Source organism: Sphaerisporangium sp. TRM90804, from assembly GCF_029846175.1.
Taxonomy (GTDB): Bacteria; Actinomycetota; Actinomycetes; order Streptosporangiales; family Streptosporangiaceae; genus Sphaerisporangium.
Window position 1 is genome coordinate 55266 of the sequence record NZ_JARWAC010000004.1, and the last position, 12823, is coordinate 68088.

The following is a 12823-nucleotide window of genomic DNA, read 5'->3' on the forward strand; positions in this document are numbered from 1 at the left end:
CGGCTCCGGTCAGTGAGAGGAGATGCGGGAGGCCGAACGGCGGCGCATGAGGCCTGCCACGGCCTCCGCCATCGCCATCGGGTCGATCGGCTGCGCCACGACGGCGTCGGCGCGCGACCAGTCGGCCAGCCAGCGGTCGTCGCGGCGCGCGATGATCAGGCAGATCGGCGGGCAGTCGTACACCTCGTCCTTGGCCTGGCGGCTGACGCCCATGCCGCCCGCCGGGACCGCCTCGCCGTCGAGCACCGCGACGTCGATCTCGCCGGAGTCGAGGTGCTTGAGGACCGCCGGCTGCGTGGCGCACTCGACGACCTCGACGAGGGGCACGTCGGCGGCGGGACGCCGCCCGATCGCCAGCCGCACCTTCTCACGGGTGCTTGCGTCGTCGCTGTAGACGAGAACCCTCATGCTCACGGTGGCGCTCACTATCGATCGAAGAGGAGGTATGGTCACCACGGATGGTACCCGTCCCCGCCGACGGAAGCCCAGGGCAGCCGTAGTTGACGTGGTTCCTGCTGTATGTCCGGTTTTTGGGCGCGGAAGTGCCCTCAACCGGGGGGTCGTGCGCCGACCGACCACTCCAGCCGCAATAATGCTGCGCGTGGCGACAGCATCCGCAATTACGACGACAGCACACTCGTCCCGCCGGCCCAACTTGGTCAGCGTAGGCACGATCGTGTGGCTGTCTTCTGAGCTCATGTTCTTCGCGGCGCTGTTCGCGATGTACTTCACCATCCGGTCGGTCACCCTCGGCCAGGGCAATCCCTGGCCGACGCTGCCCGAAGGCGCCCACCTGGACGTGCCCTACGCGCTCGTCAACACGATCGTGCTGGTCCTGTCGAGTGTGACCTGCCAGCTCGGCGTGTGGGCTGCCGAGAAGGGTCAGGTCCAGAAGCTCCGCTTCTGGTACATCGTCAGCTTCCTCATGGGCGCGTGGTTCGTCGGAGGCCAGGTCTACGAGTACAGCGTCCTCATGGGTGAGGGCCTGTCGCTGTCGACCAACGCCTACGGCTCGGTGTTCTACCTGACCACGGGCTTCCACGGGCTGCACGTGACCGGTGGTCTGATCGCGTTCCTGTTCATGCTGGGACGCACGTACGCCGCGAAGCGCTTCACCCATGAGCAGGCCACCAGCGCGATCGTCGTGTCCTACTACTGGCACTTCGTCGACGTCGTCTGGATCGGCCTCTTCGCGACCATCTATATCATCAAATGATCGGAACGAGGGTTTCGGTGAACTCGATCACCGCACGGAGGCGGCATCCGCTCGCGCGATACGCCGTCCTCCTGCTGGCGCTGAGCCTCCTCGGAGGGGTGTACGCCCTGCTGGCGCCCGGAGGAGACCGGGCCGACGCGGCGATCGCCTCCGGCAAGGCGGACGACGTGGCGGCGGGCAAGGATCTGTTCGCGGCGCACTGCGCGAGCTGTCACGGCCTCAACGCCGAGGGCACCTACTCGTCTGGCGGTGCGTCGGGCCCGAGCCTCATCGGCGTCGGCGCCGCCGCCGTCGACTTCCAGGTCTCCAGCGGCCGCATGCCGTTCGCCAACCCGGCCCCCCAGGCCCCGCGCAAGCGCCCGCCGGAGTGGGTGAACCCGACCACCGTGCGGCAGCTCGCCGCGTACGTGCAGTCGCTGGGCGGCGGCCCCACCAAGCCTTCGCTGGAGGAGGTCGACCCCGCCAAGGGCGACCCCGCCAAGGGCGGCGAGCTGTTCCGGGCCAACTGCATCCAGTGCCACAACTTCGTCGGCTCGGGAGGCGGCCTCACCTACGGCAAGTACGCGCCCGACCTGAACCCCGCCACGCCCACCCAGATCTACGAGGCGATGGCGACCGGCCCGCAGGCGATGCCCGTCTTCAACGACAGCACGATCACCCCCGAGCAGAAGCGCGACATGATCGCCTACATCGTCACGATGCGCGAGCAGACCGACCCGGGCGGCAACGGCCTCGGTCGCATCGGCCCGGTGACCGAGGGCCTGGTGGCCTGGATCGCCGGCATCGGCCTCCTCATCCTCGCCGCCATCTGGATCACCGCGAAGAAGCGTCAGGTCACCCATGACTGAGAACCCGAACGACCCAGGCCTGCCGGAGGAGCGCGTGCCCAGGCGCGTCCTCGGCACCCCCCCGCCGGGGAACGGCTCCGCGCTCGGCGCGCCCGTCGCGGACGCCGAGCCGATCGTCCACGAGGGCGTGCAGTTCCCCGACCCCGCCACCGCCCGCAAGGGCGAGCGCGCCGCCGCCCTGCTGTTCCTGGTCGCCTTCCTGGCCGGCGTGGGGTTCGTGGCGGCCTACGTGATCTTCCAGGTGGGCTCGATCGACAAGGTCGCCACCTCGAACATGGCGCTCGGCGGCACCCTGGCCGTCGCGCTGCTGGCGCTGGCCGCCGGCATCGTGGTCTGGGTCCGCATGATGATGCCCAAGTACAGCCTGGTGCAGGAGCGTCACACGATGGCCTCCCCGCCCGCGGTGCGCGAGGAGATCGGCGCCACCTTCCTGCAGGGCGCGAACGAGAGCGGCTTCGTCAAGTACAAGCTGCTGCGCCGCACGCTGCTGCTGGCCGCCGCCCCGCTCGGGCTGCTCCCCCTGGTGCTGCTGAAGGACCTCGGCCCGCTGCCGGGCACGACGCTGCGGCACACGGTGTGGAAGAAGGGCATGCGCCTGATCGTGGAGGGCACCGGCGAGCCGATCAGGGCGGCCGACTTCAACTCCCCCGGCGGCATCCTCTCGATCGTGCCCGAGGGCCACGAAGACGACCTGAACGCCCTGGCCAAGGCCACGTTGATCCTCATCAAGTTCCGTCCGGAGGACATCAAGCCGGGTACTAAACTGAACTGGACGCACGACAGCATCGTCGCCTATTCGAAGATCTGTACCCACGTGGGCTGCCCGGCGGCGCTCTACGAGCAGACGACGCACCACATCCTCTGCCCGTGCCACCAGTCGACCTTCGACGCGGCCGACGGAGCGAAGGTCATCTTCGGCCCCGCCGCCCGTCCGCTGCCCCAGTTGCCGATCAGCGTCGACAGCCAGGGCTACCTCATCGCACAGAGCGACTTCGCCGTCCCGGTCGGTCCCAGCTTCTGGGAGCGCGGCGACGCCGAGGCCGAAGCCAGAGCTAGGGGGCAGGCATGAGTCTCGACGCACCTCCCAAGGCCATCGCAGGACCATCCTCCTTCATCGACGACCGCATCGGCGCGGGCAACTTCCTCAAGCGCAACCTGCGCAAGGTGTTCCCCGACCACTGGTCGTTCCTGCTCGGCGAGATCGCGCTGTACTCCTTCGTGATCCTGCTGCTCACCGGCACGTTCCTGACGTTCTTCTACAAGCCGGGCATGGGCGAGGTGGCCTACCAGGGCTCGTATCCGCCCCTGGTCGGGGTGCACATGTCCGAGGCGTACGCCTCGACCCTGCACATCACCTTCGACGTGCGCGGCGGCCTGCTGATCCGCCAGATCCACCACTGGGCGGCGCTGCTGTTCGTGGCGGGCATGATGGTGCACATGCTCCGCGTGTTCTTCACCGGGGCGTACCGCAAGCCGCGTGAGCTCAACTGGCTGATCGGCGTGCTGCTGCTCACCCTGGCCCTGCTGGAGGGCCTCACCGGCTACTCCCTGCCCGACGACCTGCTCTCCGGCGCGGGCCTGCGGATCACCCAGGGCGTGGCGATCTCGATCCCGGTGGTCGGCACGTACATCTCGTTCTTCCTGTTCGGCGGGGAGTACCCCGGCCACGACGTGATCTCGCGGTTCTACAGCCTGCACATCCTGCTCATCCCAGGCATCCTGCTGGCGCTCATCTCCGCCCACCTGATCCTCATGTGGGTGCAGAAGCACACCCAGATGCCGGGCAAGGGCCGCACCGACACCAACGTGGTGGGCGCGCCGTTCTACCCGTCGTTCATGGCCAAGTCGGGCGCGTACTTCCTGTTCACCTTCGGCGTGCTGGCGCTGCTCGGCACCGTCGCCCAGATCAACCCGATCTGGTTGTTCGGGCCGTACACCCCGGCCGACATCTCGGCCGGTTCGCAGCCCGACTTCTACATGGGCTTCCTGGAAGGCGCCCTGCGCATCATGCCCGCCTGGGAGATCAACTTCCTCGGGTACACGCTGCCGCTGAGCGTCCTGATACCGGCCCTGGTGCCCATGGGCATCATCATGACGGGCCTGGCGCTCTACCCGTTCGCCGAACAGTGGATCACCGGCGACAAGCGCGAGCACCACCTCGCCGACCGTCCCCGCAACAACCCGCACCGCACCTCGATCGGCATGGCGGCGATCACCTTCTACGGCGTGCTGTGGCTGCTGGGCGCCAACGACTGGATCTCGGCGAAGTTCCACATCCCGCTCTACACCACCACCGAGATCGGCCGGGTCGCCATCTTCCTCGGCCCCGCGCTGGCGTACTTCGTCACCTACCGCCTGTGCATCGCACTGCAGCGCCGCGACGCCGACGTGGTGTCGCACGGCGTGGAGTCCGGCGTCATCAAGCGCCTGCCCAGCGGGGAGTACATCGAGGTCCACGTGCCCCCGGCCGAGGACCTCGTGGAGCACATGAGGGGCAAGCAGCCCATCCCCGCCATCACCGCGGGGCCCGACGGCGAGGGCATCCCGTCCAACGGGATGCGCAGCCCGATCGGCAGGGTCCGCGCGAAGCTCAGCCAGACCTACGCGGCCGACACCGAGGCGATCTCGCTGGACGGCCACGGCAACGGGCACGGGGCCCACGAGACCCCGCCGGCCGCCGTCGGGGCCGGCGAGGACGGCCAGAAGTCCATCGGCCACTGAGCCGACCGGCCACCGGAGGCCGGACGCACACGGATGGACGAGGGAAGGCCCGGGCGCGAGTCGCGCCCGGGCCTTCCCCGTGTCCGCTCCTGCCGTCTCCCCCGGCGGGGAGGGCGGCCTCCGGCTCAGGAGGGCTCCTTCTTGGTCGTCTCGTCGACCTTCGCGGCGGTGTAGTCGGCCGGATGGGCCGCCAGGGCCTCGGTGGTGAAGCCCGACCGCAGGCCGCTCCAGCGGAGCCACTGCGGCCACGTCTCCTGCCAGTGCCCCCACCCGTTCATGGGCTCCAGGGGGCGCGGCGAGCCCGTGACGACGATCGGGTCGCCGATGAGCGTGGTCTCCTTGAACCACTCGGCGTTGGACGGGCTGATGTTGATGCACCCGTGGCTGACGTTGGAGTTGCCCTGCGAGCCGACCGACCACGGGGCGCCGTGGATGTACTCGCCGCTGTTGGAGATGCGCACGGTGTCGTACACCGTGAGGCTGTAGTAACCGGCGCTGCCCGGGCCGGCGTCCGGCGACGTCATGGTGGTGACGTCCTCGCGCGACATCGCCAGGTGGACGCCGTTGGTCGTGTAGTACTTGGTGACGCCTCCCCGCCCGGCGCTGAGCGGGATCGTCCGCACCACCTTGTCGTCCTGCCTGACGGTCATCTGGTGCGACGTGGTGTCCGCGGTGCTGACCTGGTGCCGCCCGATCGTGAACTCGCGGACGTAGTCCTGGTCGCCGTACATCCCCGGGCCGCCGTGCACCCCGGCGAGCTGCGCGATCAGCTTGACCTTGGTGTGGGCCGGCCAGTACTCCCGGGGCCTGAAGGCCACCGTCTTGTCGTCGAACCAGTGCCAGGCGCCCTCGACGGGCTTGGAGCTCTGCACCAGCAGGTTCCGCTCCACCGACACGCGGTCGGCGATCGGCTTGTCGAAGTTCAGCATGATCGGCATGCCCACGCCGACGGTGAGCCCCGTGAGGTCCCGGTGCGGCATGATCGTGTTCAGCGTGAAGCGCTGGGTGGCCTGGACCGTGGAGAACCGGCTGGTCACCTTCTTGGTGGCGCCCGACGGGCCCACGGCGACCACGGTCACCTCGTAGGTCTCCCCCGGCGCCATGGTGCGCTTGTTGCGCCACTGGGTGCGGTCGGCGCTGACGACCCCCTCCACCGGGGTGCCTCTCGCCTGGGCGCGCACCGTGACGCTCCTGAGAGCCCCGTTGACGGCTCCGACGGTGACGGGCAGCTCCGGTGGCACCAGGCTCGCCCCGTCGACCGGAGAGACGCTCACAGCGACGTCGGAGCGCTCTCCCTCTCCTGAGCCCGGCCCCGTGCCGGAGCCGGAACATCCGCTTGCCAGCAATAGGGCCAACGCCCCTGTTCCAACGGCGATCACCCGGAATTCGACGTGTCCCACTGACGTCTCCCCCGCTCCGATGGATCACTCCTTGTCAGTTATTACCCGGTTACAGCGTGTCGTGTACCTAGAGCCAAGGAGATACGGGCGAAACGTCCTGCAAAGAAGAAACGCGGGCGACCGACGGTTCCTTGACGGAACCTCGGCCGCCCGCGTCGGGACGAACGGTGAGCTATGAGGTTGTGGGCCCGCGCCGACGGCGCGGCCGGGTCAGTGCGAGAAGTGGCCCCGGTAGTACTGGAAGACGAAGCCAATGGAGGTCATCACCACGGCGACGACGCCGATCATGAACATCCACCAGCCGATGACGAAGCCGACGGTCATGAAGGCGACGGCCAGGCAGACGAACAGCGGCCACCAGCTCGACGGGCTGAAGAAGCCCAGCTCGCCGGCGCCGTCGCTGATCTCGGCGTCCTTCCTGTCCTCCGGCTGCTCGCCGATGCGGCGGGCCGTGAAGAGCAGGTAGTAGCCGATCATCAGGGCGAGGCCGACGGAGATCGCCAGCGCCGTGGTGCCGGTCGGCTCCTTGGACCAGAACCAGTACACGAGGTCGACGGCGGCGAAGAAGACGCCGGTCAGCACGAACAACCAGCCCTGGACTTTCATGGTGTCCCCTCAAGCTGCTCGACCGGGGCGAGCCTGTGCGGATTCTTCAGGTCGAAGGCCGGGCGCTCGGAGCGGATCCTCGGCAGAGTCGTGAAGTTGTGCCGGGGCGGCGGGCACGAGGTGGCCCACTCAAGCGAGTTGCCGAAGCCCCACGGGTCGTCGACCAGGACCTTGGGCGCGAACTTGGCCGTGCGCCAGACGTTGTACAGGAACGGCAGCGTGGACGCGCCGAGGATGAACGCGCCGATCGACGAGACCACGTTGAGGTCGGTGAACTGGTCGAGCGCCGAGTAGTCGGCGTACCGCCGGGGGAAGCCCTCGGCGCCGAGCCAGTGCTGCACCAGGAACGTGGTGTGGAAGCCGATGAACAGCGTCCAGAAGTGCCACTTGCCCAGCGTGTCGTTCAGCATCTTGCCGGTGAACTTGGGCCACCAGAAGTAGAAGCCGGCGAACATCGCGAAGACCACGGTGCCGAAGACGACGTAGTGGAAGTGGGCGACCACGAAGTAGGAGTCGCTGACCTGGAAGTCCAGCGGCGGCGAGGCCAGGATGATGCCGGTGAGGCCGCCGAACAGGAACGTGACCAGGAACCCGACGGCGAACAGCATCGGCGAGGCGAAGGTCAGGTGCCCGCGCCACATCGTGCCGATCCAGTTGAAGAACTTCACGCCGGTCGGGACGGCGATCAGGAAGGTCATGAACGAGAAGAACGGCAGCAGGACCTGGCCGGTGACGAACATGTGGTGCGCCCACACCGCCGCCGACAGGCCGGCGATGGCGATCGTCGCGCCGACGAGGCTGATGTAGCCGAAGATCGGCTTGCGGCTGAAGACCGGGAGCACCTCGGTGATGATGCCGAAGAACGGCAGCGCGATGATGTACACCTCTGGATGGCCGAAGAACCAGAACAGGTGCTGCCAGAGCAGCGTCCCCCCGGTCGAGGCGTCGAAGATGTGCGCGCCCAGCCTGCGGTCGGCCTCCAGGGCCAGCAGCGCGGCGGCCAGCACCGGGAAGGCCAGCAGCACCAGGATGCTGGTGAGCAGGATGTTCCACGTGAAGATCGGCATCCGGAACATCGTCATGCCGGGCGCGCGCATGGTGATGATCGTGGTGATGAAGTTCACCGCGCCCAGGATGGTGCCGATGCCCGACATCGACAGGCCCATGACCCACAGGTCGGCGCCGATGCCCGGGGAGTAGACGGCGTCCGACAGCGGCGTGTAGGCCGTCCAGCCGAACGCGGCGGCGCCGCCGGGGGTGAGGAAGCCGGAGACGGCGATCGTGCTGCCGAACAGGTAGAGCCAGTAGCTCACCATGTTGAGCCGGGGGAACGCCACGTCGGGCGCGCCGATCTGCAGCGGCATCAGCTCGTTGGCGAACCCGGCGAACAGCGGGGTCGCGAACATCAGCAACATGATCGTGCCGTGCATGGTGAAGAGCTGGTTGAACTGCTCGTTGCTCACGAAGTCGAGGCCCGGCTGGGCGAGCTCGGCGCGCATGACCAGCGCCATGACGCCGCCGATCAGGAAGAACACGAACGACGAGATGAGGTACAGGTGCCCGATGATCTTGTGATCGGTCGAGGACAGCCAGTTGGCGATGACCGTGCCCTTGCGGGCGCGCCTCGGCGCGGGGATCGCCTGGGTCGTGGGTTCGTTGAGGGCGGTCACTGGGCACTCCCCGCCTGGGTGGAGACGTATCGGTCGTACTCGGCCTGAGGCACGAGCTTCACCGTGAACAGCATGCGGCTGTGGTCGACGCCGCACAGCTCGGCGCAGCGCCCGACGTACGTGCTGGGCTTGTTGAGGGTCGTGACCTCGAACCGGTTGGTCAGCCCGGGCAGCACGTCGAGCTTGAACAGGAACGCCGGCACCCAGAACGAGTGCGCCACGTCCTTGGAGTTCAGCTCGAACTGAACCTTCTGGTCGACGGGCAGCACGAGCTCCGGACGCTGGGCCGGGGTGCCGACGACCTGGACCTTCTTGCCGTCGTACTCGGTCGTGAAGCGCCAGCTCCACTGGAAGCCCTCGACCTTGACCTTGACGTCGGGGTTGGCCGAGACCTTCAGGACCTCGGTCTCGTCACGGGCGGTGAAGTAGAAGAACACCGCCACCATGATGATCGGCACCGTGGTGTAGAGGATCTCGATCGGCAGGTTGTACCGCACCTGGGGCGGCAACGAGTCCGGCGAGTTCTTGCGCTTGCGGTGGAACAGGGAGGCCCAGATGATCAGGCCCCAGACGACCACACCGACCCCGAGGGCGGCGATCCACGCGCCGTTCCACAAGCTCTGCATGATGCCGGCCTCTCGGGTGACGCCTTCCGGCATGCCACCACGAGACCACGTACCAACGCCTCCACACGCCGACAGGGAGAGCAGCAGCGTCGCCATGGCGGCGGCGCGAGGCACCCTGCGGCGGGCCAACGGACGCCGTGTCGAACGGCGGGTCGGACTCACGGATCGCCTACCCCACAGTTGAAGCCCAGGAGTCTGCCTCCCGGGCGATCGTTTCCAGTTTCACGTCAACAAGCGCTCTTGGTTGTCATCACGCTGGGGGACACATTAGCGCGCATCAGGGCCGCCCTCCTTTCCACCCCCGCAACATCCCGGCGCGGCCGCGCGGGGGCGCGGGGCCGCGAGCCGCCGGCATGCCCGAGGGCGGCGGCGAACTCCCGGCCGGCGCGGGGCGCGGCCCGGTGCGCCCGCCCGGCGCGGCCGGTGCGAGCATGAACCCGTGGCGTACTTCGACGCGGCCTCCACCCACCCCCTGCATCCCGCCGCGCGGGAGGCGCTGCTGGCGGCCCTGGACACCGGGGGCGCCGACCCCGCGCGGCTGTACGGATCGGCGCGCAGGGCGCGGCTCCTGCTCGACCAGGCGCGGGCCGAGGCGGCCGAGATCATCGGCGCGCGGCCCGAGGAGCTGTCGTTCACCTCCTCGGGCACCCAGGCCGTCCACCTCGGCGTGCTGGGCACGCTGCTTGGCCGGCGGCGCGCCGGCCGTCGCCTGGTCACCGGCGCGGTGGAGCACTCCAGCGTGCTGCAGGCGGGCGAGCGGCACCGTCGCGACGGCGGCACCGTGGACGTCGTCGGCGTGAGCCGCACCGGCAGGGTCGACCCCGGCGAGTTCGCGCGGGCCGTCGCGCGGGAGGGCACGGCCCTGGCCTGCCTGCAGACCGCCAACCACGAGGTGGGCACGCTGCAGCCGGTTCAGGAGGCGGCCGAGGCCTGCGGCGAGGCGGGCGTGCCGCTGCTGGTGGACGCCGCGCAGACGGCCGGGCGCCTGCCCGTGCCGCCGGGCTGGTCGGTGCTGACCGCCAGCGCGCACAAGTGGGGCGGGCCGGCCGGGGTCGGGCTGCTCGCCGTGCGCAAGGGCACCCGCTGGAGCTCTCCCCTTCCCGAGGACGAACGGGAGCGGCGCAGGGTGCCGGGCTTCGAGAACGTCCCCGCCGTCGTCGCTGCCGTGGCGGCGCTGCGCGCCGGGGTCGCCGAGGCGCGGGAGGAGAACGCCCGGCTGTCGGGGCTGGTCGACCGCATCCGCCGGGAGGTGCCCCGCCTGGTGCCGGACGTCGAGGTGGTCGGCGATCCGGTGGAACGCGCGCCGCACATCACCACGTTCTCCTGCCTCTACGTGCCAGGAGAGGCAATATTGACGGAACTGGACAAGGCGGGCTTCGCCGTGTCGTCCGGCAGTTCGTGCACGGCGAGTACGCTACGTCCATCTCACGTGCTGGAGGCGATGGGAGTGCTCACGCATGGGAACGTCAGGGTGTCGCTGCCCCGTGGCGCTTCCGGCGCGGAGGTCGACCGTTTCCTCGCGGTGCTGCCGGGCGTCGTGCGGCGCATCCGCGAGAGCGTGGGAGTGGGGTCGTAGGTGAGGCGCGGGCCGGGAGACGGTTCGATGGCGCGCGACACGGTCGCGAGGGCGGGGGTTGGCTCATGACGGTGCGCCGGCGCAAGACCGAGACACCGGCTCAGGCTCCGGCCGAGAAGACGCCCGCGCCGCCGGTCGCGCTCACGATCGACGCCCTCGGGCTCAAGTGCCCGATCCCGATCATCATGCTGGCCGCGCAGATCAACGACGTTCCGCTGAACGCGACGGTCGCCGTCCTCGCGGACGACCCCGCCGCGTTCACCGACGTTCCCGCGTGGTGCAGGCTCAAGTCGCACCAGCACGTGGCGAGCTACGACCTGCCGCAGGGCGGCTGGGCGATCCACGTGCGGCGCAACTACTGAAGCCCGCCCCCCCTCAGGGGTGGGGGCAGCGGACGTGCGCCTCGACCTCGGCGGCCGCCTCGGCCCCGTAGGCGGCGGCGAACCGGCCGAGGAAGTCGGCCCGGCCCAGGCGGTACTCCTGGCCTCCGACGTTCTCCAGCACGTGGGTCGCGGTGAGGTTGCCGATCTGGCCGCAGCGCTCCAGCGACAGCCCCCACGCAAGGCCCGACAGGAAGCCGGCGCGGAAGCCGTCGCCGACGCCGGTGGGGTCGACCTTGCCGAGCTCGGGGGCCGGGGGGATGTGCAAGGGCGGCTCGCCCTGGCGGTCGATGCGCGCCCCCTTGGGCCCGAGGGTGGTCACCCGCACGCCGACGCGGCTGAGCACCTCCTCGTCGGACCAGCCGGTCTTCTGCTCGATCAGCGCCTTCTCGTAGTCGTTGGTGAACACGTACGCGGCGCCCTCGATCAGCGAGCGGATCTGCTCGCCGTCCATGCGGGCGAGCTGCTGGGAGGAGTCGGCTCCGAAGGGGATGCCGTACCGGCGGCACTCCTCGGTGTGGCGGATCATCGCGTCGGGGTCGTTGGGGCTGACCAGCACGAGGTCGAGGCCGCCCGCGCGCTCGGCGACCGGCCGCAGCTCGATCTCGCGCGCCTCGGCCATCGCGCCGGTGTAGAAGGACGCGATCTGGTTGTGGTGCTCGTCGGTCGTGCACAGGAACCGGGCCGTGTGGTGCAGCTCGGACACGTGGATCGAGCCGCAGTCGACGCCGTGGCGCTCCAGCCAGGACCGGTAGTCGGCGAAGTCGGCGCCGACCGCGCCCACCAGGATCGGGTTCAGGCCGAGGCAGCCCATGCCGAAGGCGATGTTGGCCGCCGCGCCGCCGCGCCGGATCTGCAGATCGTCGACGAGGAAGGACAGCGACACCCGGTCGAGCTGCTCGGCGATGAGCTGCTCACCGAAGCTGCCCGGAAAGGTCATCAGGTGGTCGGTCGCGATGGAGCCGGTGACGGCGATGCGCACGGGGTCGCTCTCCTCGTTGTCCAAGTGGGGTTAGCCGCCAGAATAGGGCACCGGACTCGAACAGCACTGGAGGGCGAGCACGCCCGGAGTGCCGCCGGGGCCGCCGCCGGGTGGACCGCCGGCCTCACCACCAGCGTGACCTGCGGTGATGGCGGGACACCCCTGCCGCTCCCTGGGAGAGGAGCCTCGCGGCCCCGGACACGCGGCCCGGCGCGGCCGTCAGGCGCCCGGACATGGCGGCACCCCGCCGCGCGTCAGCCGCGGGCGGGGCGCCGAGGGCCCGCCTAGTTGAAGGAGTCTCCGCAGGCGCAGGAACCCGTGGCGTTCGGGTTGTCGATCGTGAAGCCCTGCTTCTCGATGGTGTCCACGAAGTCGACCGTCGCGCCCGTGAGATACGGGGCGCTCATGCGGTCGGTGACGACGCTGACGCCGCCGAAGTCGGAGACGACGTCCCCGTCCATCGCGCGGTCGTCGAAGAAGAGCTGGTAGCGCAGGCCCGAACAGCCGCCCGGCTGCACGGCCACCCGGAGCTGCAAGCCCTCCTCGCCCTGCTGCTCCAGCAGGCTGCGGACCTTGCCCGCCGCCGCTTCGGTCAGGACCAGGCCCTGCTGAGTGGTCTCGCTGCTCTCAACCGTCATGTGTGACTCCCCGTCTGCCCGAACCGCCCCTTCCGGACGGAGGCCTGTGGTCTTGAGGTCTCATTCAGACGCTACCAACACCGGGGCACCCCCACACATTCCTGTTCCATGATGTGGTCGGCACACCCGGGGGAATAGCGCTCGCCCCTCATGTGTCATT

13 protein-coding genes are annotated in these 12823 nt (G+C 69.4%); 6 read left to right on the top strand and 7 right to left on the bottom strand.

The window, feature by feature from the left end; genetic code table 11:
• Positions 1–9: 9 nt before the first annotated feature.
• On the bottom strand, positions 10–408 hold the full coding sequence (locus PYR91_RS03995) for a hypothetical protein (RefSeq protein ID WP_279778020.1): 399 nt from the start codon (positions 406–408) through the stop codon (positions 10–12).
• Between the two features lie 184 nt (positions 409–592).
• On the opposite strand from PYR91_RS03995, the gene PYR91_RS04000 reads away from it, so the two are divergent.
• From PYR91_RS04000 to PYR91_RS04015, 4 genes are read left to right on the top strand one after another with little or no spacing between them, the layout of a single operon-like run.
• A complete protein-coding gene (locus tag PYR91_RS04000) occupies positions 593–1216 on the top strand; it encodes a heme-copper oxidase subunit III (RefSeq protein ID WP_279777547.1) in 624 nt (207 codons plus the stop codon).
• A gap of 17 nt (positions 1217–1233) precedes the next feature.
• The gene (locus PYR91_RS04005; RefSeq protein ID WP_279777548.1) at positions 1234–2064 is read left to right on the top strand and encodes a cytochrome c; all 831 of its coding nucleotides are present in this window, start codon (positions 1234–1236) and stop codon (positions 2062–2064) included.
• Positions 2057–3133 carry a Rieske 2Fe-2S domain-containing protein gene (locus tag PYR91_RS04010; RefSeq protein ID WP_279777549.1) on the top strand — a complete coding sequence of 359 codons (1077 nt, stop codon included), beginning with the start codon at positions 2057–2059 and terminating at the stop codon, positions 3131–3133. Before PYR91_RS04005 ends, PYR91_RS04010 begins: the two co-directional genes overlap by 8 nt.
• Complete coding sequence (locus PYR91_RS04015) at positions 3130–4785, top strand: cytochrome bc complex cytochrome b subunit (RefSeq protein ID WP_279777550.1); 1656 nt, start codon at positions 3130–3132, stop codon at positions 4783–4785. Before PYR91_RS04010 ends, PYR91_RS04015 begins: the two co-directional genes overlap by 4 nt.
• Positions 4786–4910: 125 nt before the next feature.
• Here PYR91_RS04015 and PYR91_RS04020 read toward each other — a convergent pair whose 3' ends face one another.
• From PYR91_RS04020 to coxB, 4 genes are all read right to left on the bottom strand, one after another.
• Entirely contained in the window at positions 4911–6059 is a 1149-nt protein-coding gene (locus PYR91_RS04020; protein WP_279777551.1) for an Ig-like domain-containing protein, read from the bottom strand.
• 336 nt (positions 6060–6395) lie between these two features.
• Complete coding sequence (locus tag PYR91_RS04025) at positions 6396–6791, bottom strand: cytochrome c oxidase subunit 4 (protein ID WP_279777552.1); 396 nt, start codon at positions 6789–6791, stop codon at positions 6396–6398.
• Positions 6788–8461, bottom strand: a complete 1674-nt coding sequence (ctaD, locus tag PYR91_RS04030; protein WP_279777553.1) for a cytochrome c oxidase subunit I — start codon at positions 8459–8461, stop codon at positions 6788–6790. The genes PYR91_RS04025 and ctaD overlap by 4 nt, the downstream gene beginning before the upstream one ends.
• Complete coding sequence (gene coxB, locus PYR91_RS04035) at positions 8458–9120, bottom strand: cytochrome c oxidase subunit II (protein ID WP_279777554.1); 663 nt, start codon at positions 9118–9120, stop codon at positions 8458–8460. The genes ctaD and coxB overlap by 4 nt, the downstream gene beginning before the upstream one ends.
• 406 nt (positions 9121–9526) lie before the next feature.
• On the opposite strand from coxB, the gene PYR91_RS04040 reads away from it, so the two are divergent.
• On the top strand, positions 9527–10663 hold the full coding sequence (locus tag PYR91_RS04040) for an aminotransferase class V-fold PLP-dependent enzyme (protein WP_279777555.1): 1137 nt from the start codon (positions 9527–9529) through the stop codon (positions 10661–10663).
• A 65-nt stretch (positions 10664–10728) separates the two neighbouring features.
• The gene (locus PYR91_RS04045) at positions 10729–11025 is read left to right on the top strand and encodes a sulfurtransferase TusA family protein (protein ID WP_279777556.1); all 297 of its coding nucleotides are present in this window, start codon (positions 10729–10731) and stop codon (positions 11023–11025) included.
• A 13-nt stretch (positions 11026–11038) separates the two neighbouring features.
• Here the strand turns inward: PYR91_RS04045 and PYR91_RS04050 are convergent, their stop codons facing one another.
• The gene (locus tag PYR91_RS04050) at positions 11039–12025 is read right to left on the bottom strand and encodes a carbohydrate kinase family protein (RefSeq protein WP_279778021.1); all 987 of its coding nucleotides are present in this window, start codon (positions 12023–12025) and stop codon (positions 11039–11041) included.
• 284 nt (positions 12026–12309) lie between these two features.
• Positions 12310–12663, bottom strand: a complete 354-nt coding sequence (locus tag PYR91_RS04055; protein ID WP_279777557.1) for an iron-sulfur cluster assembly accessory protein — start codon at positions 12661–12663, stop codon at positions 12310–12312.
• Between the last annotated feature and the right edge of the window lie 160 nt (positions 12664–12823).

What these genes read in the sequence shown, in the direction of transcription:
- coxB (WP_279777554.1), bottom strand. Translation starts at nt 9,120, where the DNA reads ATGCCGGAAGGCGTCACCCGAGAGGCCGGCATCATGCAGAGCTTGTGG.
- PYR91_RS04000 (WP_279777547.1), top strand. Translation starts at nt 593, where the DNA reads ATGCTGCGCGTGGCGACAGCATCCGCAATTACGACGACAGCACACTCG.
- PYR91_RS04015 (WP_279777550.1), top strand. Translation starts at nt 3,130, where the DNA reads ATGAGTCTCGACGCACCTCCCAAGGCCATCGCAGGACCATCCTCCTTC.
- PYR91_RS04010 (WP_279777549.1), top strand. Translation starts at nt 2,057, where the DNA reads ATGACTGAGAACCCGAACGACCCAGGCCTGCCGGAGGAGCGCGTGCCC.
- PYR91_RS04055 (WP_279777557.1), bottom strand. Translation starts at nt 12,663, where the DNA reads ATGACGGTTGAGAGCAGCGAGACCACTCAGCAGGGCCTGGTCCTGACC.
- PYR91_RS03995 (WP_279778020.1), bottom strand. Translation starts at nt 408, where the DNA reads ATGAGGGTTCTCGTCTACAGCGACGACGCAAGCACCCGTGAGAAGGTG.
- PYR91_RS04025 (WP_279777552.1), bottom strand. Translation starts at nt 6,791, where the DNA reads ATGAAAGTCCAGGGCTGGTTGTTCGTGCTGACCGGCGTCTTCTTCGCC.
- PYR91_RS04045 (WP_279777556.1), top strand. Translation starts at nt 10,729, where the DNA reads ATGACGGTGCGCCGGCGCAAGACCGAGACACCGGCTCAGGCTCCGGCC.